The sequence below is a fragment of the Streptomyces sp. NPDC002032 genome (assembly GCF_042890765.1).
Lineage (GTDB): Bacteria > Actinomycetota > Actinomycetes > Streptomycetales > Streptomycetaceae > Streptomyces.
In genome coordinates, this window is record NZ_JBIASM010000004.1 from 387,062 (window position 1) to 406,629 (window position 19,568).

Annotated in this window: 19 protein-coding genes and 1 pseudogene; 14 read left to right on the forward strand and 6 right to left on the reverse strand. The window is 75.2% G+C overall.

All coding sequences use genetic code 11. From position 1 onward, the window contains the following. Positions 1–12: 12 nt before the first annotated feature. Complete coding sequence (locus ACFYYT_RS13370; RefSeq protein WP_351819900.1) at positions 13–1,707, reverse strand: AMP-binding protein; 1,695 nt, start codon at positions 1,705–1,707, stop codon at positions 13–15. A gap of 110 nt (positions 1,708–1,817) precedes the next feature. Here ACFYYT_RS13370 and ACFYYT_RS13375 point away from each other — a divergent pair, with 110 nt between their 5' ends. The 6 genes from ACFYYT_RS13375 (at position 1,818) to ACFYYT_RS13400 (ending at position 6,555) form a co-directional block, all read left to right on the forward strand. Next, a complete protein-coding gene (locus ACFYYT_RS13375) occupies positions 1,818–2,444 on the forward strand; it encodes an alpha-ketoglutarate-dependent dioxygenase AlkB (RefSeq protein WP_351819903.1) in 627 nt (208 codons plus the stop codon). 6 nt (positions 2,445–2,450) lie between these two features. Next, positions 2,451–3,425, forward strand: a complete 975-nt coding sequence (locus ACFYYT_RS13380) for a hypothetical protein (RefSeq protein WP_351819906.1) — start codon at positions 2,451–2,453, stop codon at positions 3,423–3,425. 44 nt (positions 3,426–3,469) lie between these two features. Then, positions 3,470–3,904, forward strand: coding sequence for a VOC family protein (locus tag ACFYYT_RS13385; protein ID WP_351819909.1), 435 nt, complete (start codon positions 3,470–3,472; stop codon positions 3,902–3,904). 129 nt (positions 3,905–4,033) lie between these two features. Beyond that, on the forward strand, positions 4,034–5,242 hold the full coding sequence (locus ACFYYT_RS13390) for an RNA ligase (protein ID WP_351819912.1): 1,209 nt from the start codon (positions 4,034–4,036) through the stop codon (positions 5,240–5,242). A gap of 3 nt (positions 5,243–5,245) precedes the next feature. Continuing rightward, positions 5,246–6,196 carry an AAA family ATPase gene (locus ACFYYT_RS13395; protein ID WP_351819915.1) on the forward strand — a complete coding sequence of 317 codons (951 nt, stop codon included), beginning with the start codon at positions 5,246–5,248 and terminating at the stop codon, positions 6,194–6,196. A gap of 2 nt (positions 6,197–6,198) precedes the next feature. Continuing rightward, on the forward strand, positions 6,199–6,555 hold the full coding sequence (locus ACFYYT_RS13400; RefSeq protein WP_385319926.1) for an NTP pyrophosphohydrolase: 357 nt from the start codon (positions 6,199–6,201) through the stop codon (positions 6,553–6,555). 9 nt (positions 6,556–6,564) lie between these two features. Here the strand turns inward: ACFYYT_RS13400 and ACFYYT_RS13405 are convergent, their stop codons facing one another. Continuing rightward, positions 6,565–7,098 (reverse strand): hypothetical protein, encoded by a 534-nt coding sequence (locus tag ACFYYT_RS13405; RefSeq protein ID WP_351819918.1) that lies wholly within the window; start codon positions 7,096–7,098, stop codon positions 6,565–6,567. Between the two features lie 202 nt (positions 7,099–7,300). Between ACFYYT_RS13405 and ACFYYT_RS13410 the strand changes: the two genes are divergently transcribed. From ACFYYT_RS13410 to ACFYYT_RS13420, 3 genes are all read left to right on the forward strand, one after another. Continuing rightward, positions 7,301–7,675: a YbjQ family protein gene (locus tag ACFYYT_RS13410; protein WP_351819920.1), complete on the forward strand. Its 375-nt coding sequence runs from the start codon at positions 7,301–7,303 to the stop codon at positions 7,673–7,675. 148 nt (positions 7,676–7,823) lie between these two features. After that, positions 7,824–11,309 carry an endo-alpha-N-acetylgalactosaminidase family protein gene (locus tag ACFYYT_RS13415; RefSeq protein WP_351819923.1) on the forward strand — a complete coding sequence of 1,162 codons (3,486 nt, stop codon included), beginning with the start codon at positions 7,824–7,826 and terminating at the stop codon, positions 11,307–11,309. Between the two features lie 42 nt (positions 11,310–11,351). Continuing rightward, positions 11,352–12,059, forward strand: a complete 708-nt coding sequence (locus ACFYYT_RS13420) for a class I SAM-dependent methyltransferase (RefSeq protein WP_351819925.1) — start codon at positions 11,352–11,354, stop codon at positions 12,057–12,059. Here the strand turns inward: ACFYYT_RS13420 and ACFYYT_RS13425 are convergent. Both ACFYYT_RS13425 and ACFYYT_RS13430 read right to left on the reverse strand, forming a co-directional pair. After that, a complete protein-coding gene (locus ACFYYT_RS13425) occupies positions 11,989–12,834 on the reverse strand; it encodes an AraC family transcriptional regulator (RefSeq protein WP_351819928.1) in 846 nt (281 codons plus the stop codon). The genes ACFYYT_RS13420 and ACFYYT_RS13425 overlap by 71 nt on opposite strands. 73 nt (positions 12,835–12,907) lie before the next feature. Further along, positions 12,908–13,888, reverse strand: a complete 981-nt coding sequence (locus ACFYYT_RS13430; protein WP_351819931.1) for a DMT family transporter — start codon at positions 13,886–13,888, stop codon at positions 12,908–12,910. Between the two features lie 29 nt (positions 13,889–13,917). Between ACFYYT_RS13430 and ACFYYT_RS13435 the strand changes: the two genes are divergently transcribed. The 4 genes from ACFYYT_RS13435 (at position 13,918) to ACFYYT_RS13450 (ending at position 17,216) form a co-directional block, all read left to right on the forward strand. Beyond that, positions 13,918–15,381, forward strand: coding sequence for a PLP-dependent aminotransferase family protein (locus ACFYYT_RS13435; RefSeq protein ID WP_351819934.1), 1,464 nt, complete (start codon positions 13,918–13,920; stop codon positions 15,379–15,381). Between the two features lie 140 nt (positions 15,382–15,521). After that, a complete protein-coding gene (locus ACFYYT_RS13440) occupies positions 15,522–16,010 on the forward strand; it encodes an LAETG motif-containing sortase-dependent surface protein (protein ID WP_351819937.1) in 489 nt (162 codons plus the stop codon). A gap of 7 nt (positions 16,011–16,017) precedes the next feature. Further along, positions 16,018–16,713, forward strand: coding sequence for a SigE family RNA polymerase sigma factor (locus tag ACFYYT_RS13445; RefSeq protein ID WP_351819940.1), 696 nt, complete (start codon positions 16,018–16,020; stop codon positions 16,711–16,713). Then, a complete protein-coding gene (locus tag ACFYYT_RS13450; protein ID WP_351820093.1) occupies positions 16,710–17,216 on the forward strand; it encodes a hypothetical protein in 507 nt (168 codons plus the stop codon). The genes ACFYYT_RS13445 and ACFYYT_RS13450 overlap by 4 nt, the downstream gene beginning before the upstream one ends. Positions 17,217–17,409: 193 nt before the next feature. Here the strand turns inward: ACFYYT_RS13450 and ACFYYT_RS13455 are convergent. After that, positions 17,410–17,532 (reverse strand): annotated as a pseudogene (locus tag ACFYYT_RS13455) (alpha/beta fold hydrolase); the annotation flags it as partial. A 106-nt stretch (positions 17,533–17,638) separates the two neighbouring features. Continuing rightward, positions 17,639–18,061 (reverse strand): MarR family transcriptional regulator, encoded by a 423-nt coding sequence (locus ACFYYT_RS13460; RefSeq protein WP_351819943.1) that lies wholly within the window; start codon positions 18,059–18,061, stop codon positions 17,639–17,641. Positions 18,062–18,224: 163 nt separating this feature from the next. Between ACFYYT_RS13460 and eno the strand changes: the two genes are divergently transcribed. Further along, the gene (eno, locus tag ACFYYT_RS13465) at positions 18,225–19,526 is read left to right on the forward strand and encodes a phosphopyruvate hydratase (RefSeq protein ID WP_351819946.1); all 1,302 of its coding nucleotides are present in this window, start codon (positions 18,225–18,227) and stop codon (positions 19,524–19,526) included. The last annotated feature ends 42 nt before the right edge of the window (positions 19,527–19,568 follow it).

The window sequence follows — 19,568 nt, forward strand, 5'->3', positions numbered from 1 at the left end:
CGGGGCGGCGGTCTACGCCGGGTCCGGGCCCCGGTCCGGGTCGAGCAGGCGGGCCGCCATCGCGCGCATCTCGACCTTGCGGATCTTCCCGGTGACGGTCATCGGGAACTCCTCCACGACGTGGACGTAGCGGGGGATCTTGAAGTGGGCGAGCCGTCCCGCGCAGTACGCCCGGACGGACTCCGCGGTCAGCGGCTCGGCCCCCTCGCGCATCCGCACCCACGCCATCAGCTCCTCCCCGTACTTGACGTCGGGCACGCCGATGGCCTGGACGTCCAGCACGTCGGGGTGGGCGTGGAGGAACTCCTCGATCTCGCGCGGGTAGAGGTTCTCGCCGCCCCGGATCACCATGTCCTTGATCCGGCCGGTGATGCTCAGGTACCCCTCCCCGTCCATGACGGCCAGGTCGCCGGTGTGCATCCAGCCCTCCGGGTCGATGGCCTCGGCGGTCTTCTCGGGCTCGCCCCAGTAGCCGAGCATGACCGAGTAGCCCCGGGTGCACAGCTCGCCCGGGGTGCCGCGCGGGACGGTCCGGCCGGTGCGCGGGTCGGCCACCTTGACCTCCAGGTGCGGGCCGACCCGCCCCACCGTGGAGACCCGGCGCTCGACCGGATCGTCGGCGCGGGTCTGCGTGGACACCGGGGAGGTCTCCGTCATGCCGTAGCAGATGGAGACCCCGGCCATCCCCATCCGCTCGATGACCTGGGTCATGACCTCCACCGGGCAGGGCGAGCCCGCCATGATCCCGGTGCGCAGGCTCGACAGGTCGTACCCGTCGAACCCCGGCGCGGCCAGCTCGGCGATGAACATCGTCGGCACCCCGTACAGGGAGGTGCAGGCCTCCGCCTCCACCGCCGCCAGCGTCGCCACCGGGTCGAAGGCGGGTGCGGGGATCACCATCGCCGCCCCGTGGCTGGTGCAGGCGAGGTTGCCCATCACCATCCCGAAGCAGTGGTAGAACGGCACCGGGATGCACACCCGGTCCCGTTCGTCGTAGCCGCACAGCTCGCCCACGAAGAAGCCGTTGTTGAGGATGTTGTGGTGCGAGAGCGTGGCCCCCTTGGGGAAGCCCGTGGTGCCCGAGGTGTACTGGATGTTGATCGGGTCGTCCGGATCCAGCGCCGCCCCCGCCCGCTCCAGCGGCCCCGGGCCGGCGGCCCGGCCGCGCTCCAGCAGCGAGGTCCACTCCGGGCCCTCGAACAGGACCGTGAACTCCAGTCCCGGACAGCGCGGCCGGACCTCCTCGATCATCTCCGCGTACGCGGACGTCCTGAAGCGCTCCGCCGCGAACAGCAGCCGGATGCCGGACTGCCCGAGGACGTACTCCAGCTCGTGGGAGCGGTACGCCGGGTTGACGGTGACCAGGATCGCCCCGATCTTCGCCGTGGCGTACTGCACGAGCGTCCACTCGGCGCGGTTGGGCGCCCAGATCCCCACCCGGTCACCCTTGACGATCCCGAGGTCCAGCAGCCCGAGCGCGAGGGAGTCCACCTCGGCGCCCAGCTCCGCGTACGTCCACCGGCGCCCGGCGGCCACGTCCACGAGGGCGTCCCGGCCGGGGAACCTCCGTACGGTCCGGTCGAGGTTCTCCCCGATGGTCTCGCGCAGCAACGCGACCCCGGAACTTCCGGACGCACGACTCGGAGCTTCGGACACACGTACCTCCCGCACTCGGCGCGCCGGGGACGTCCCCCGCGCGCGGACCATGATCCCTCCCGGGGGCCCGCCGGACCAGGGGGCGGACGCAGGTTCCGCCGACGGGCGGGCCCGGGCGTCTTAATCGAGCAGGTGTTCGGGTGCGGGGTTAGGCTGGAGCCATGCACGCACTCCAGGCCTCCCTGTTCGACCAGACCGACGAGATCCGGCTCGGTTCGCTCGCGCCGGTACATCGGACCCCGCTCGGAGCCGGAGCCTGGGTGGACCACCTCCCCGGATGGCTCGCCGGGGCCGACGCCCTCTTCGAACGGCTCGCCGCCGACGTGCCCTGGCGCGCCGAACGCCGGCAGATGTACGACCGCCAGGTGGAAGTGCCCCGGCTGCTGGCCGCCTACCGGGAGGGCGACCCGCTGCCCCACCCCGTCCTCACCGAGGCCCGCGAGGCCCTCGGCCGCCACTACGCCGCCGAACTCGGCGAACCCTTCGCCACCGCCGGCCTGTGCCTCTACCGCGACGGCCGCGACAGCGTCGCCTGGCACGGCGACCGCACCGGCCGCTCCGCCACCGAGGACACCATGGTCGCCATCCTCTCCGTCGGCGACCCCCGCGACCTCGTCCTGCGGCCCCGCGACGGCGGCCCCACCCTGCTCCGGCTGCCGCTCGGCCACGGCGACCTCATCGTGATGGGCGGCTCCTGCCAGCGCACCATGGAGCACGCCGTCCCCAAGTCCGCCCGGGCCGTCGGACCCCGCATCAGCGTCCAGTTCCGCACCCGCGGCGTGATGTGAGCGGCCGTGCGCAGCCGGACGGCACCCCGCTGCTGGGCCGGAGTCGGGCCCGCCGCCGGTGGTGCGGTCATGGCCGCCGGGATCCTCTCCGTGGGCCTCGGGCTGACCCGCCACCCCGTCCCGGCGGCGGCCGCGCTGGCGGTGGCGGGAGCCCTGTGGCTGCTGCTCGGCGCCGGCTTCGTCCTCCGGCTCGTCGGCGACCGGGGCCGCTTCCGCGCCGAGGCCGACACCCCGGCCGCCCTCACCGCGGTCGCCGCCACCACCGTGCTCGGCGCCCGCCTGTGCCAGCTGGGCCGGACCGGCGCGGCCACCGCCCTGCTCGTCCTCGCCGCGCTGCTCTGGCCCGGCCTGCTCTGCTCCGTCGTCCTGCACTGGCGCCGCCGCATGCCCGGCGCCGCCTTCCTCGTCTGCGTCGCCACCCAGGGCCTCGCCGTGCTGGCCTGCGCCCTCGCCACCGCCCACGGCCTGGACGGGCTCGCCCACGCCGCCCTCGCCTGCTTCTGCCTCGGGGCGGCGCTCTACCTCCTGGCCCTGCGCCACTTCGACTTCCGCGAGGTCCTGCGGGGAGCCGACGACCACTGGGTGGCGGGCGGCGCCCTGTCCATCACCGCCCTGGCCGGCGCCGGACTCACCGGATCCGCCGTCTGGACCGGCCCCGCCCACACGGCGCTGCGCACCGCCACCCTCGCGGCCCTGACGGCCTCCCTGCTCTGGTACGCCGTCCTGCTCGCCGCCGAGGTGCGCAGTCCCCGTACGCGCTACGACGTCCGCCGCTGGTCCACCGTCTTCCCGCTCGGCATGACCGCCACCGCCTGCCTCTCCGCCGCCACCCCGACCGGGGTGCCGTGGCTGTGGCCGCTGGGCGAGGTCCTGCTGTGGATCGCGGTGGCCGCCTGGCTGCTCACCCTCGCGGCCTGGCTCGTGTCCCGCCGCCCGGCCCGCCCCGCCCACCCGGCCGCGCGCCCGCGGACGCCGCGCTGACCCTCCGGCTGGCGGCGGCCCGCGCGGCTCAGTAGGGTCCCGCCATGGCCTACACGTTCCAGGTGACCATCGACTCCGCCACGCCCCACGCCCTCGCCGACTGGTGGGCCGAAGCCCTCGGATGGGAAGTGGAGCCCAGCGACGAACAGTTCATCCGCGGCATGGTCGAGGCCGGACACGCCACGGAGGAGGACACCACCACCCACCGCGGCACCCTGGTCTGGAAGGCCGGGGCCGGCATCCGCCACCCCGAGGGCCTGGAGCGCGCGCCCCGGGTGCTCTTCCAGTACGTACCGGAGCCCAAGACCGCCAAGAACCGGGTCCATCTGGACGTCCGCACGGGCGAGGAAGACCCCCACGAGGCCGTCGAGCGCCTCCTCGCCAAGGGCGCCACCCGCCTCCACGAGGCCGCCCAGGGCCCGTTCCGCTGGACCACCCTCGCCGACCCCGAGGGCAACGAACTCTGCGTGTCCCACTGACGGGCCTTGGGCCGCGCCCGTGCACGCCCCCGCTCCGGCGCGACCGGCATGACCGTGACCAGTCGTAATTGATTACCGCCACCCCCTCCCACCGGCGAGAATGAGCCATCTCGAACCGGGAGGAACCCCATGAGCCAGGCCCACCTGACTCTGCACGACCTGATGCCCGCGCAGGAACTCGCGGCGGCCATCGACGCCGGGCACGTGACCCGCAAGACGCACCCCGACCTGCCGCTGTCCCTCTACACGTACACGCGCACCGCGCAGTACGAGCAGGTGTGGAACGCCGTCACCACGCGCTGCCGGGGACTCGTCGCCGACGACGCCACCGGCGCGGTCGTCGCCCTGCCCCTGCCGAAGTTCTTCAACGTCGGCGAGCACGAGGCGGGCCGGCCCTACGCCCCCGCCCTGCCCGACGAACCGTTCGAGGTGTACGACAAGGTCGACGGCAGCCTCGGCGTGGTCTTCCACTACGCGGGCCACTGGCGGGCCGCCTCCAAGGGCTCCTTCACCAGCGCCCAGGCCACCTGGGCCCAGCGCCGCCTCGACGCCCGGGACACCGGGGCCCTGGTGCCCGGCGTGACCTACCTCGCCGAGATCCTCTACCCGCAGAACCGGATCGTCGTCGACTACGGCGACCGCCGCGACCTCGTCCTGCTCGCGGCCTTCGGCCCGGACGGCGCCGAGGTGCCCCTCGCCGAGGCCGCCGGACACTGGCGGGGCATCGGCTCGGTCGTCACCGTGTGGCCCGCCATGCCGCTCGCCGAACTCCTCGCGCTCACCGAGTCCAACACCCTGCCCGGCGGGGACCGCGCGACCGGAACCGACGCGGAGGGCTTCGTCCTGCGCTTCGCCTCCGGCGTGCGCGCCAAGGCCAAGCTGGCCGAGTACGTACGCCTGCACCGGGTGCTCACCCGTGTCACCGAGCGCGACATCTGGCGCGTCCACGGCATCCAGCGCTTCGCCGGGCTGCCCGCCAAGCAGCTCGCCCAGGGCCTCAACTGCACGGCCTCGGACATCGAGGCCGGTGGCGGCAAGCCGCTCGACGCGCTGCTCCAGCAGGTCCCGGACGAGTTCGACGCCTGGGTCCGGTCGGTCATCGCCGGCCTGGAGGCCGCGGCCGGCCGCCGCGAACGCGCCGTCGACGAGGCCTACGCCGCGCTGGCCCACCTGGCCGGCGACCGCGGCGCCTTCGCCCGCGCCGTACGCGGCGTCCCCGACGCCGGGCTGCGCCCGGCCCTGTTCCAGCGGCTCGACGGCCGCCCGACCGAGCTCGCCTCCTGGCGGGCCGTGCGGCCCGAGACCTCGGACCCGTACACCACCGACGAGGAGAGCTGACCCGTGTCCGAAGAGCCGGTACCCGTACCCGTACCCGTGCGCCCCGTGGTGCACGTCATGACCGGGCTGCCCGCCTCGGGGAAGACCACCGCCGCGCGGGCCCTGCAGGCCGGAGCCGGGGGGCGGCTGCGCCGCGTCAACCTGGACGACCTGCGGGCCATGCTCGACCTGCCCGATCCCGAGCGCGGCCGCTCGTACAAGCACGAGCAGACCGTGCTCGCCGTACAGGACGCGGCGGTCCGCGCGGCGGTCGAGGACGGTTTCGACGTGGTCGTCGACAACACGCACCTGACGCCCCACATCCCCAAGCGGCTCAAAGCGGCGGTCGGCGGGCTCGCGACCTTCGTCGTGCACGACTTCACCGGCGTCCCGCTGGAGGAGTGCCTGGCCCGGGACGCCGCCCGGGAGCGGCCGGTCGGCGAGGAGATCATCCGGATACTCGCCGACAAGCACCAGCGCTCCCGCAAGGGAGGCTGGCGGCTCACCGCCGAGTGGCTGAACGACCAGCCGCCCGTCGCACCGTACGTGCCCGACCCGGCCCTGCCCACCGCGGTGATGTGCGACATCGACGGCACGCTCGCGCTGACCGGCGACCGCCACGTCTACGACTTCACGCGGTGCGGCCTCGACCTGCTCAACGAGCCGGTGCGGTACGCGCTGGACGCGTTCAAGCGGGCCGACGGCGACACCGTCGTGCTGCTCTCGGGGCGCAGCGAGGACCACCGGGCGGAGACGGAGGCCTGGCTGGCGCGGCACGAAGTGCCCTACGACGAGCTGTGGATGCGTGCGTCCGGGGACCAGCGCCGCGACGACGTGGTCAAGGCCGAACTGTTCGACGCGCACGTCCGTCACCGCTACGCGGTCCGGGTCTCGCTCGACGACCGGGACCGGGTCGTGGCGGTCTGGCGCCGGATGGGCCTGCCCACCTGGCAGGTCAACTACGGGGACTTCTGACCGTGACGGCGCTCCTGCTGATCGTGGACGCGGCCAACGTCGTCGGCTCCGTGCCGGACGGCTGGTGGCGGGACCGGCGCGCGGCCGCCGAGCGGCTGCGCGACCGGCTCGCGCTGCGCGACGCGGGGGAGGAGATCGTCCTCGTGGTCGAGGGCGCCGCCCGGGACGTCCCGTCCGTGCCCGGCGTACGGGTGGACGGGGCGCCCGGCAGCGGCGACGACCGGATCGTGGAACTGGTCGCGGCCCGCGCGGCCGGCCGGGCCTGCGTGGTGGTCACGGCCGACCGGGAACTGCGGGCGCGGGTTCGGGCGTACGGCGCCGAGTGCGCGGGGCCCCGTAGCGTACGCCCGGCGCACTGACCGGGAAGGTCAGAGACGGCACCACTGCACGGGCGTGAGGTTGTCGACGTAACGGGCCGAGACCCAGGCCTCCTTCTCGTAGCGGCGGTCCTTGCGGGAGTCGTCGCCGCGGTTGTCGTCCCGGCCGTTGTCGTCCCGGCCGTTGTCCTCGCGCCCGTTGTCGTCCCGGCCGTTGTCGTCGCGGCCGTTGTCCTGACGGCCGTCGTCGATGCCGTCCCCGCCGTCGATGGGCTCGCGGCCGTCCTCGCGGTCCAGCAGGAACCAGATGTCGTTGCCGGCGACCCGCTCGCCGCGCTCCTTGCACACGAGGGCCAGCTTCTCGTGCGGGTACACCTTGCCGATGGCCCGCGCCCGCGTGCTCGGGTAGCTGCGCACCGTGAGCGGTCCGCGGGAGACGACCTTGCCGGTCGTGTACCGCTGGGGGTAGACGCTGGGCCCGTCGTGCATCGGACCCTGGTCCGCGGCGGCCGCCCCGGCACCGGACAGGCCGAGCAGCAGACTGCCGGCGGCGAGGGCGAGGATGGTCCTGGGGGGCTTCATCATGAGCCGGCTCCTCTGAGAAGACGTCCGCCCGGCCGTGGCACACGGACCGGGGCGGCAGCCTGGCGGCTGCCACGGACGACTATGGCGACGACGCGCCGCGGCCCCCCGGCGGCGCACCGCCCGATAGCCCGATATGCCCAATCCGCGCCCCCCGGCGCGTCCTGTGCCGCGGGCGGTGACGGGCGGGGCCACAGTGGGGCGCATGGGTATCGAAGACTACGGCGGCGGCCCCGGCGCCCAGCAGACCGGTGTGCTGGTCGTCACGACCAACGACGTCCCGGGATACCGGGTGGAGCAGGTCATCGGAGAGGTGTTCGGGCTGACCGTGCGCTCCCGGCACCTCGGCAGCCAGATCGGCGCCGGACTGAAGTCCATGATCGGCGGCGAACTGAAGGGCCTCACCAAGACCCTCGTGCAGACCCGCAACCAGGCCATGGAGCGGCTCATCGAGCAGGCCAAGGCGCGCGGTGCGAACGCGGTGCTGATGATGCGCTTCGATGTGACCGACGCCGCCGACGTCGGGACCGAGGTGTGCGCCTACGGCACGGCCGTGGTGCTGGTGCCCGCCCCGGCCTGATCGCGTAAGTCCAGGACGGGGCGAGGCTTTGTCCATGGGCCTGGCGCCGTGGGGTCCGCAAGCTGACTGGTCAGTGAGCGGACCGCACGGCTCCGAGTCGTGCGGTCTTCCGAGCGCGTACAAGGAAGCGCCGATTCCCGGAGGCCCGATGCGCACCCCCCTCTGGCCGGCCGCAGCCGCGGCCGCCGCTCTCCTGGCCACCCTCGTCCTGCCGGGCCCGGTGTCCGCGGCCCCGGCCGCGGCACAGCCGGCCGCGCCGGCCCCCGCGCCGGCCGCCGCCCCCGTGACGATCACCTCGCCCGAGCTGTCCGTCGGCGTCGACGGCTCCTTCCCCCGCGTCATCGGCTACACCCGGCGCGCCACCGGCGACGTCCTGGGCGGCAACGAGGATCCGCTGAGCACCGTCCTCGTCAACGGGACCTCCTACACCCCCGCCGTGACCTCCACCCCCTCCGCCTCCGCCGTGGACTACGTGATGTCCTTCGGCGGAGTGAGCATCAGGTCCCGCCTGTCGGTGACCGGTTCGGTCGTCGAGTTCAAGGTCACCGCGATCGAGGACACCCCCGCCCTGCGCGTCCACAGCTTCGCGATCCCCGACCACACCCTCGTCAGCGTCCGCAGCGACCAGCCCGGCGCCGCGCTGTCCACGGCCCGCATGTTCACCGCCACCACCGGCACCGGGGACACCTTCACACCGGTCACGGCCAGCACACCCGTGGACCCCGCCGCCACCACCGTCATGTACGGACTGGTCAACACCGGCCGGCTGGCCGCCGCCATCGACTCGAACTCCCTCTACGACGCCCCCTCCGGCGGCACGGCCCGCGAGAACGGCCGGATCAGCAAGCGCGTCACCGACCGGGGCGGGCAGCGCCGCGCCGGACTGTGGAGCGGCGACTGGCTCTACCGGGCCCGGGGCGCCGCCGACACCGACACCGAGCCCCTCCCGTACGTCCGCGTGGCGATCACCGCCGACCGCAACGCGGACTCCGTCGTCGACTGGCAGGACGCCGCCGTCGCCTACCGCGACATCTGGACCCCGCCCACCGGCTGGCAGGACACCGCGGACCGGGTCGTGCAGCGGATCCCCTTCAACTTCGCCTCCCAGGCCACCCACCCCTTCGCCCGGACCCTGGACGAGACCAAGCGGGTCAGCCTCGCCACCGACGGCCTGGGCCAGTTCGTCCTGCTGAAGGGGTACGCCTCCGAGGGCCACGACTCCGCGCACATGGACTACAAGAACATCGGCGCGAAGCTGGGCGGCGCCGACGCCCTGAACGCCCTCACCACCGCCGGCCACGCCTACCACGCCGACTTCGGCGTCCACATCAACGCCACCGAGGAGTACCCGGTCTCGGCCACCTTCGACCCCGCCCACCAGAGCGGCGGCCCGGGCTGGGACTGGCTGGACCAGTCGTACTACGTCGACACGCGCAAGGACGGCCAGTCCGGGGACCGTCTGCGGCGCCTGCGCGACCTCAAGGCGGCCGCCCCGGGCCTGGACTTCCTCTACGTCGACGTCTGGTACGGCGACGGCTACGTCTCCCGCGCGCTCCAGCGCGAGATCTCCGGACTCGGCTTCCAGCTCGCCACGGAGTTTCCCAACACCCTCACCGAACAGTCCCTCTGGCACCACTGGGCCGCCGATGTCGACTACGGCGGCAGCGACCTCAAGGGCATCAACTCCACCATCGCCCGCTTCATCGCCAACCACACCAAGGACGACTGGATCGCCCGCGACCCGCTCCTGGGCGGCGCCGAACTCACCGCCTACGAGGGCTGGCAGGGCAAGAAGGACTACCCCGCCTTCCTGAACACCACCTTCGGCGTCAACCTGCCGACCAAGTACCTCCAGCGGTCCCCGGTCGTGAAGTGGAGCCCCGGCGCCGTCACCCTCGCCGACGGCACCACCGTCACCACCGCCGGCGGCACTCGGAAGATCACCACCGGCGGCCGCACCGTCCTCGACGGCTCCGCCTACCTCCTGCCGCGCGACGGCAAGCTCTACCACTGGAACGCCGCCGGGGGCACCACCAGCTGGACCCTCCCGCCCGGCTGGAGCGCCCCCAGGCTGTACCGGCTCACCGACACCGGCCGCGTGCCCGTCGGCGACCTCCCCGTGGCCCCCGGCGGCAAGGTCACCCTGACCGCCGCCGCCCGTACCGCGTACGTGGTCACCGACGGCGCCGCGCCCGCCCAGCCCGACCCGCACTGGGGCGAGGGCACCCCCGTCAAGGACCCCTCCTTCACCGCGGGCGACCTCGCCGCCTGGAACCCGACCGGCAGCGGCGCCGCCGTCGTCCGCAACGCCCAGGGCCAGAGCGAGCTGACCTTCGGCCCGCAGACCGCGGCCGCCGTCTCCCAGCGGCTGACCGGCCTCGCCCCCGGCACCCACTCCGCCTCCGTCTGGGTCTCCACCCCCGCCGGACGCGCCACCACCCTCACCGTCACCCCGGACGGCGGCGCCCCCGCCTCCGTGTACGCGGACTCCTCGCCGCTCACCGACAACCTGGGCGGCAGCGAGAAGAACGGCACCACGATGCAGCGCATGAAGGTGCTCTTCGACGTCCCCGCGGGCCGCTCCACCGCCACCCTTGAGCTGTCGGCCGCCGCCGGACCGGGCACCGCCGTCCTGGACGACGTCCGCGTCGTGCCCGGCGCCCGCACCCCGCTCGGCGGGCACACCTACGCCGAGGACTTCGAGAACGTCGACGCGGGCTGGGGCCCCTTCGTCTTCGGCGGCGCCGGCGGCCCGGCCACCGATCCCCGCACGCACCTCGCGCAGCGCAACGCGCCGTACACCCAGGCCGGATGGAACGGGAAGCTCGTCGACGACGTGATCGGCGGACAGAACTCCCTCAAGTCCCACGAGGAACGCCCCGGCCTCGTCTACCGCACACTGCCCCAGACCCTGCGGTTCACCCCCGGACACGCCTACCGGGTGGGCTTGCGCTACGAGAACGGCTTCGCCGGGGACTACCGGTTCGTCACCGGCTCCGGTACCGCCGAGAGCGCCACCGCGCTGGACCGGGCCCGTACCCCCACCGCCTTCACCCAGACCTTCACCGCCGGTGCGGACGCCTGGATCGGCGTACGCAAGACCACCGCCGAGGACTCCCACGACGAGGCCGACCTCATCCTCGACGACCTCACCGTCGACGACCTCGGACCCGCGGGCGGCGGCGGTGAAGCCACCGTCCCGCAGGACCGGATGAGGGTCACCGCCGTCGACAGCCAGGAGAGCGCCGGGGAGGACGGCAGCGCCGCGAACGTCCTCGACGGGAACGCCGCCACCATCTGGCACACCCAGTGGTACGCCGCCACCGCCCCGATGCCCCACGAGATCACCCTCGACCTCGGCGCCACCTACGACGTCTCCGCCCTGCACTGCCTGCCCCGCCAGACGCAGAGCAACGGACGCATCGCCGACTACCAGGTGTTCACCTCCACCGACGGCGTCACCTGGGGCGCCCCGGCCGCCACCGGCACCTTCGCGGACACCACCGCGCGCCAGGACGCCGCCTTCACCCCCCGGCCCGCCCGCTACGTCCGGCTCCGGGCCACCCGGGAGGTGAACGGCAACCCCTGGACCTCCCTGGCCGAACTCACCATCGGCCACCGCCCTCCCCAGTAGCGTGGTCCTCCCACGAGTACGAGTGAGGGGGCCGGGCACACCATGGACCGACGCGAGTCAGCGGCAGAGGTGTTCGACGCGCTGGGGGAGCGCTACGAGGAACTGTTCGGGGAGGTGCCCGCGCAGGTCGAGGCCCTCGACTGGCTCGCGGAACGGCTGGCCCCCGGGGCCCGCGTCCTCGACGTCGGCAGCGGCACCGGCCGCCCCACCGCCGAGCGGCTCGTCCGGGCCGGCTGCGCGGTGACCGGCATCGACGTCTCCGCCGCCATGGTCGAGACGGCCCGCGCCCGGGTTCCCGGAGCCCGCTTCGAACAGGCCGACGTCCGCACGTACGCGCCGCCCGCCCCCGGCGCGTACGACGCCGTCTGCTCCTTCTTCCCGCTGCTCGTCATGGACCAGCCGGAGATCGCCGCGGCCCTGGAGCGGATGGCCTCCTGGGTCGCCCCGGGCGGCTACCTCGTCCTGGCCACCGTGCCCGGCGACATCCGGGGCCTCGACATCGAGTGGATGGGCCATCCCGTCACCGTCAGCAGCCTCTCCACCGAGGAGCACCTGCGCCGCCTGACCGCCCAGGGCCTGGAGGTCCTGCACCACCACACCGCGCCCTTCCGGCCCGCCGACCCCCTCGCCCCGCCCGAGGAACACCTCTTCTGCTACGCCCGGCGGCCCGCCCGGGCCGTCACCGCACCGGCCCCCGCGCCGACTGCTGGGCCCGGAACCGGACCGGAGGCATTCCGACCCGGCGGCTGAACAGCCGGCTGAAGTACGCCGCGTCCTCGTAGCCGACCCGCCGGGCCACCCCGGCCACCGGCAGGTCGGTACGGGCCAGCAGCTCCTTCGCCCGGCTCAGCCGGATCCCGAGGAGGTACTCCTTGACCCCCTCGCCGGTGCTGCGCCGCACCGCCCCGCGCAGCTCCGCCAGCCCCATGCCGAGACGCGCCGCGTGCTCGGCGACCGGGATCGGCAGCAGCGCGTCCCGCGTCAGGGCGTCCATCACGGCCTCCCCGCGCGGGGACACCCCGGCGCCCGCGTAGCGCAGGGCCACCAGCAGGGCGTGCACGGCCGCCGCGGCCTCCACCTCCAGCAGCGGCCCACCGCGCCGGGCGGAGCGCAGGATCCCGTCGACCACGAGCTGCACCCCGGCTGTCCCGCTCAGCGGCACCAGCGGCCGGTCCGGCGTGACGTACCCCAGGCCGGTGTACGCCTCCACGGCCGGTCCGGCGAAGTCCACGAAGCACTCGTCCCAGCCGCCGCCCGCCGGGTCGGGGCCGTAGTGGTGCTCCACCCCCGGCACCAGCCACAGCAGGGCGGGCGCCGTCACCGGCTGCGGCGGCCGCCCGCCGTGGGCGAACCAGCCCCGGCCCCGGGTCACCACCACGGCCACGTGGTGGTCCAGCACCCGCGGTCCGACCACCGGCAGGGGCCCCTGCTGCACGCCCACCCCGAGGCAGACCAGGCCGAGACGGCGGTGCTGGGCGGTGGGGGAGAAGTACCGCATCCAACTGCTGTACGGGGGCGTCGGCATCTGCGGATTGTGATCCACACCGCGGTGCCCCCTCAAGGGGCGGGCCGGCCGGCCCCGGCCCGGACGGCCGCGGTCAGCCCCGCGGGGCCGGGCCGTCACCGCCGCGCAGGCCGAGCGCCAGGCCCGCCAGCACCACCGCCAGCCCCGCCCACACCGCCGGCCCGGGCAGGCCCCCGCCGGCGCACGCCCCGGCCCCCGCAGCCGCGAGCGGCGCGACCCCCGTCAGCAGTCCCGCCCGGCCGGAGCCCACGGCGGCCACCGTCCGGTACCAGAGCAGGAACGCCACGGCCGTCACCAGCACCGCCAGGTACCCGGCCGCCGCCCACTGCCCCGCCGTCAGCGTCCCGAGGGCGTCCCGGGGTTCCGTCCCCAGCGACAGCCCCGCCAGCATCACCGCCCCCAGCCACACCGCGTGCACCGACACCCCCCACGCGCCGTGCCGCCCCAGCACCGGCACCGCGAGCAGCGTGAACCCCGCCTCGCAGGCCAGTGCCAGCGCCGCCCAGCCCACCCCGGCGGCATCGGTGCGCCCGCTTCCCTCCACCAGCACGGCCCCCGCCACCACCAGCGGCGCCGCCAGCAGGATCCGCCGGCTGGGCCGGCGCCCCTCCAGGAGCGGCCCGACCACCCCCAGCAGGACCGGTACGCAGGCCACGGCGACGGCGATCACCGCCGGCTCGGCGTGCGCGACGCCCCGTACGACGGCCACGTTGAACACCACCAGCCCGCTCGCGGCGATCCCCGCCAGCCACAGCCACTCCCGGCCCCGCGGCCGCACCAGTGCCACCCCGGCGGCCCGGGCGAGCAGGACGAGGAGCAGGGCGGCGGCCGCGTACCGGACCGCCTGCGCCGCGAACAGGGGGGCGTCGACCAGCGACCGGGACACGGTCACGCTGCTGCCGACCAGCGCCATCCCGACGACGCCCGGGGCCAGCTCCCGCAGGGCGCCGGACGCCGGGACGGGAAGCGGGGCGGCGGGGGAGGGGGTGGCGGGCGAAGCGGGGGGCGAGGTGGTGGACGAGGTGCCGTGCGGGGTGCTGTGCCGAGTGTTCATGCGGACCAGCCTGGGGCCACAATGGTCCGGTGAGCAGGTCCAAAGAAGGCGCATCCCAGGGGTCCACAACCGGCTCCGACTTCCTCCAGCTCGACATCGGCCAGGCCCCGCCCGGCGGCCGCACCGAATGGCTCGCCGAGCGGCTGCGCGCCGCCATCGCCGACGGCACCCTGCCGGTCGGCAGCCGGCTGCCCGCCGGCCGGGCCCTCGCCGCCGAACTCCGCGTCTCCCGCGGCCTGGTGACCGAGGCCTACCAGCGCCTCGCCGAAAGCGGCCAGGTCGCCGGCCGCGGCCGGGGCGGCACCGTGGTCGTCGCGGCCCCGCCCGGGGGCACGGCCCCGGCCCCCGCCCCGCCTCCGCCGCCCGCCGTCTCACGGGGCGGGCCCGTGGACGCCCTGCGCGCCGTGCCCTGCCGGATCGACCTCTCGCCCGGCGTCCCGGACCTCGCCGCCTTCCCGCGCACCGCCTGGCTCCAGGCCGAACGCCGGGTGCTGTCCTCCCTGAGCCCCGCCGACTTCGGCTACGGGGACCCCCAGGGCGCGCCCGCCCTGCGCGCGGCCGTCGCCGGGTGGCTGGCCCGCAACCGGGGGATCCGCGCGGACCCCGCGGAGGTGATCGTGGTCGCCGGGGTCGCACAGGCCCTCTGGCTGCTCGCCGGGGTACTGCCCGGGCAGGGCGTGCGCCGGGTGGCGGTGGAGGACCCCGGCTCGCTCGGCGCCCGCCGGCAGCTGGAATCCGCCGGGCTGGACACCGTACCCGTACCCGTGGACGGGGCCGGGCTGGACGTGCGCGCGCTGCGGGCGAGCGGGGCGCGGGCCGCGCTGCTGACCCCGGCGCACCAGTTCCCCGCCGGGGTCGTCCTCGACGGGGAACGACGCCGGGACCTGCTGGACTGGGCCGCCGCCGGGGGACTGGTCATCGAGGACGACTACGACGCCGAGCACCGCTACGACCGGGCCCCCGTCCCCGCCCTGCGGGCCCTGCTCCCGGAGGGCGTCTGCTACGCCGGGAGCGTGTCCAAACTGCTCGCGCCCGCCCTGCGGCTGGGCTGGCTGCTGGTTCCGCCGCGGCTGCGCGAGGAGGTGGCCGCCGCCAAACGCAACGCCGACCTCGGCAACCCGGTGCTGGCCCAGCTCGTGCTCGCCCGGCTGATGGAATCGGGCGAACTCGAACGCCACCTGCGGTTCGTGCGCCGCCGCCACCGGCGCCGCCGGGACGCCATGCTGCGCGCCGTCGCCGACCGGCTGCCCGGAGCCCGCGTGCACGGCGCGGCGGCGGGCCTTCACCTGATGGTCACCTTCGACGGAGCCCCCTTCGAGGACACCGACCTCGCCGGAGCCGCCCTGGGCCTCGGGGTGAAGACCCACCCCCTGTCCTGGCACCGCGTGCGCCCCGGCCCGCCCGGCCTGGTCCTCGGGTACGCGGCCGGCCCGGCCGGCGAGATCGAGGAGGGTGTGGCCCTGCTGGGGCGGGCGTTGCGCGAACTGGCCTGACGTCCGGGCCCGGTGCGCGGGGGCGGGGCTGCGACCGGCGGAAAAAACTTCGGAACCGGCGGCAACCGATCGCGGACTCGCACGTCGTGGAGGGGTGAAGGGCGAAGTTCCCGCCCTCGACCCGACCGTGGAGAACATCCGTGAAGAACCTGAAGCGCGTTCCCCTGTCCGCCCGCCGGGCCGCCGTCGTCGCGGCCGCCGGGGCGGTCGTCGCCCTCGGCGGCCCGGCCTTCGCCGCACAGGGGGCTTCCGGCGCGTCCGCTCCCGCCGCGAGCGCGTCGCCCACCCCGTCCGCCGCCACGCCCTCCGCCGCCCCCAGCGCGGTCCCGACCCACCCCGGCGGCAAGCCGTCCCCGTCCGTCTCCACCGCCCCCGGCGGCGCCCCGACCGCGGCGCCGAGCCGCCCCGCCGGCAGCGAGGCCCCCTCCGCGGCGCCGAGCCGTCCCGCCGGCAGCCCGGTCCCGTCCCCGGCCACCGGCACCGGGGAGCCCTCCGCCGCACCCGGCGGATCCGAGCTCGCGCATACTGGCTCCTCCGCGACCACCGTCGCACTCGCCGCCGGAGCCGCAGGGCTCGTCGCCGTCGGGGCCGGAGCCCTGTACACCGTGCGGCGGCGCACCAGCAGCTGAGGACCCCGTGCTCGACCTCGCACCACCCATCAGCCCCCTCACGCCCGGGTTCGCCCGGGCGTGGCGGGGCTTGTGGCGGTGGACGGCCCGCCGCGAGCGGTCCGCGCCGCCGAAGCCGGCCGGCCACGGCGCCGCCCCGTACACGCCCCGCTACGACTACACCTACGGCCACGGCCGCCCGGCCGGGGCGGACGGCGTCCCGGACGCGCCCCCGCGGCCGCCGACCGTCAGTGAGCTCTACCACGCCCACCGCCTCCGGATGGTCCGGCTGGCGGTGCTCCTCGTCGACGACCAGGCCACCGCCGAGGACGTCGTACAGGACGCCTTCACCGCCCTGTACCGACGCTACGGAGAGGAGATCGCGGAAGTGGACAACGCCCTGGGCTACCTGCGCACGGCGGTCGTGAACACCTCGCGCTCCGTGCTGCGCCGCAGGCGCACCGCGCGGGCCTGGGTCCCGCCGGTGACGGCCGACGTCCCCTCCGCCGAGGCCTCCGTCGTCCTGGGCGAGGCGCAGCGCGAGGTGCTGGCCGCGCTCCGCGGGCTGACCCCGCGCCGTCGCCAGGTGCTGGTGCTGCGCTACTGGGCGGACCTCAGCGAGGCGGAGATAGCCGAGACCCTCGGCATCAGCCGGGGATCGGTGAAGTCGAACGCGAGCCGTGCCCTGGACGCGCTCGAACGGATTCTGGAGGGACGGGTATGACCGGAGAGCGCCCCGTGGAGCAGTTGCTCCGCCAGGCCCTGACGGCCCGGGCGCAGGAGGTCACCGTGGTGACGCTGCGCCCCGCCGAGCCGCCGGGCCCGCACCTGCGCCGCCGCTGGCACAGGCGCTCGACGTGGACCGTGGCGGGCCTGGGCGGGCTGGCCGCGGCCGCCCTCGCCGGGTACCTCGTGCTCGGCGGTCCGGGCGCGGCGCCGCCGCGCCCGGTGCCGCCCGCGGCCCCGCCCGAGCTCACCTCGCCCACCCCGTCGGCCGTCCCCTCGACGGCGCCGTCGACGAGCCCGTTCCCCTCGGTGTCCCCGAGCCCGTCGGCTCCGTCGTCCCGCGCCCCGTCGGCGGTCCCGACGCCGTCGGCGACCCCGTCGGCGACCCCGTCGGCGGGCCGGGCCCGTACGTCCCCGCCGCCGCCCGGGGGCTCCGCCGCGCCGTCGCAGCCGCCGTCCACGTCCCGGCCCTCGCGGCCCGCGTCCCCGGCCGGAGCCTGACCCCGGGGGTCGGGCCGGGAGCGCGCCGAGGAAGTCCGAGAGCAGGCGTCACAGCACCTCCGGCCGCTCCAGATGCAGGTCGTGCCCCGCGCCGGGAACGCTCGAAGCCACCGTGCCCGGCCGCTGCCGGAGCATCCGCTCGGCGTTCGCCGGCGCCGTGGCCGCGCCGGTCGACGGCGGCGACGCGGTGGCGAAGGCTCAAGTGCCGGGCCACCGGGTCCCATTCGCCCGCGTGCCCCGCCAGGCCGTGCAGCAGGACGACGGGCGGCCCCGATCCGCCCCGGTCACGGAAGGAGCGCCGTACGCCGTCGCGCACCGCCGTGTGTTCAGACCATGCCCTGTGGCGCCCTTTCGGGATCGGCGGGCCCGGCCCGGGGCCGTCCCCTCCGGGCCGTGGCGGACGGGCCCGTGGGGGAGGGGGTCTAGCGGGCGGCGAGCCGCTCCATCAGGGCGACGCTGCGCGCCAGTACGTCGCGCTCCTCGTCCGTGAGCTCCCGCTCGATGGCCTGGGCGAGCCAGCCCGCCCTGCGCCCCCGTTCGGCTTCGAGGGCGGCCCGTCCCTCGGGGGAGAGGTCCACCAGGGACTTGCGGCCGTCCGTGGGATGGGCGCGGCGGACGATGAGCCCCTGCTCCATGAGCAGCCCGACCGAGCGGGCCATGGACTGCGGCCGTACGCGCTGGTCCGCCGCGAGATCGCTGGTGGTCATGGCGCCGTTGCGGTCGAGGGTGCCGAGCACGGCGGCCTGGCCGAGCGGGATCCGGTCCTCGTGCTTCACGCGGCGCGTGAGCTTGCCCATCGCGGTACGCAGTTCGGCGGCGACGGCGGCGGGCTCCGGGGTGGTCATAGGGCACTTTAACCGGTGCTCACCAGCGAGGACGGGCAGCCCACCTATACAGCAGAACTGTTCAGCGCAACTGCACAGCATTGCTGTAAAGTCGGCGCTGTCGCGGCAGGCGCCAGCGTTGTCGCAGCAAGGCCGCGGCGAGCGTCGACGCGAAGGAACTCGCATGTTTTCCGCAGCAGTTGCACCCACCGTCATCCGGTCCGTCACCGCCCGCAGGGTCCTCGACAGCCGGGGCAACCCCACCGTCGAGGCCGACGTCCGCCTCGCCGACGGATCCCTCGGCCGCGCCGCCGTCCCCTCCGGCGCCTCCACCGGCGCGCGGGAAGCCGTGGAACTGCGCGACGGGGACCCGGCGCGCTGGCACGGCAAGGGCGTCGACCGCGCGGTCGCCCACGTCAACGGGGACATCGCCGCGGCGGTCGTCGGGCGCGACGCCGGCGACCAGGCGGGACTGGACGCCGCGCTCGTCGACCTCGACGGCACGCCCGACAAGTCCCGGCTCGGCGCCAACGCGCTCCTCGGCGTCTCCCTCGCCGCCGCCAAGGCCGCCGCGGCCGCCCACCGCCTGCCGCTCTACCGCTACCTCGGCGGCGCCGACGCCCGCCTCCTCCCGCTGCCGATGATGAACATCGTCAACGGCGGCGCCCACGCCGACAACCCGCTGGACTTCCAGGAGTTCATGATCGCGCCGATCGGCGCGGAGACCTTCGCGGAAGCCGTCCGCATGGGCTCCGAGGTCTTCCACACGCTCCGCCGCGACCTGCTCGCCGCCGGGCACGCCACGGGCGTCGGCGACGAGGGCGGCTTCGCGCCCGCGCTGCGCACCGCCGAGGAGGCGCTCGACTTCGTGGTGCGGGCCGTCGAGCGCACCGGCTACCGGCCCGGCACGGACATCGGCCTGGTCATGGACCCGGCCTCGTCGGAGTTCTTCCGGGACGGCGCGTACGTGTACACGGGCGAGGGCGTGCGCCGCACGCCCTCCGAACACGCCGACTACCTGGCCAAGCTGATCGACGCGTACCCCATCGTCTCCATCGAGGACCCGATGGCCGAGGACGACCTGGACGGCTGGCGGGAGCTGACCGCCCGCGTCGGCGACCGCTGCCAGCTCACCGGCGACGACGTCTTCTGCACCAACGAGGGCCTGCTGCGCGAGGGCATCCGCACCGGCGTCGGCAATTCGGTGCTGGTCAAGGTCAACCAGATCGGCACCCTGACCGAGGCCCTCGCCACGGTCGCCACCGCGCACCGCGCGGGCTGGACCGTCGTCATGTCGCACCGCTCCGGCGAGACGGAGGACACCACCATCGCGGACCTGGCGGTGGCGACGGGCTGCGGCCAGATCAAGACCGGCTCGCTCTCCCGTTCCGACCGCACGGCGAAGTACAACCAGCTCATCCGGATCGAAGAGGAACTGGGCGCCTCGGCCCGCTACGCGGGCGGAGCGGTCCTGGACCGTTCCTGAACCACCCGGGCGCGCCGCCCCGGGGCGCGCCCGCCTGTTTCG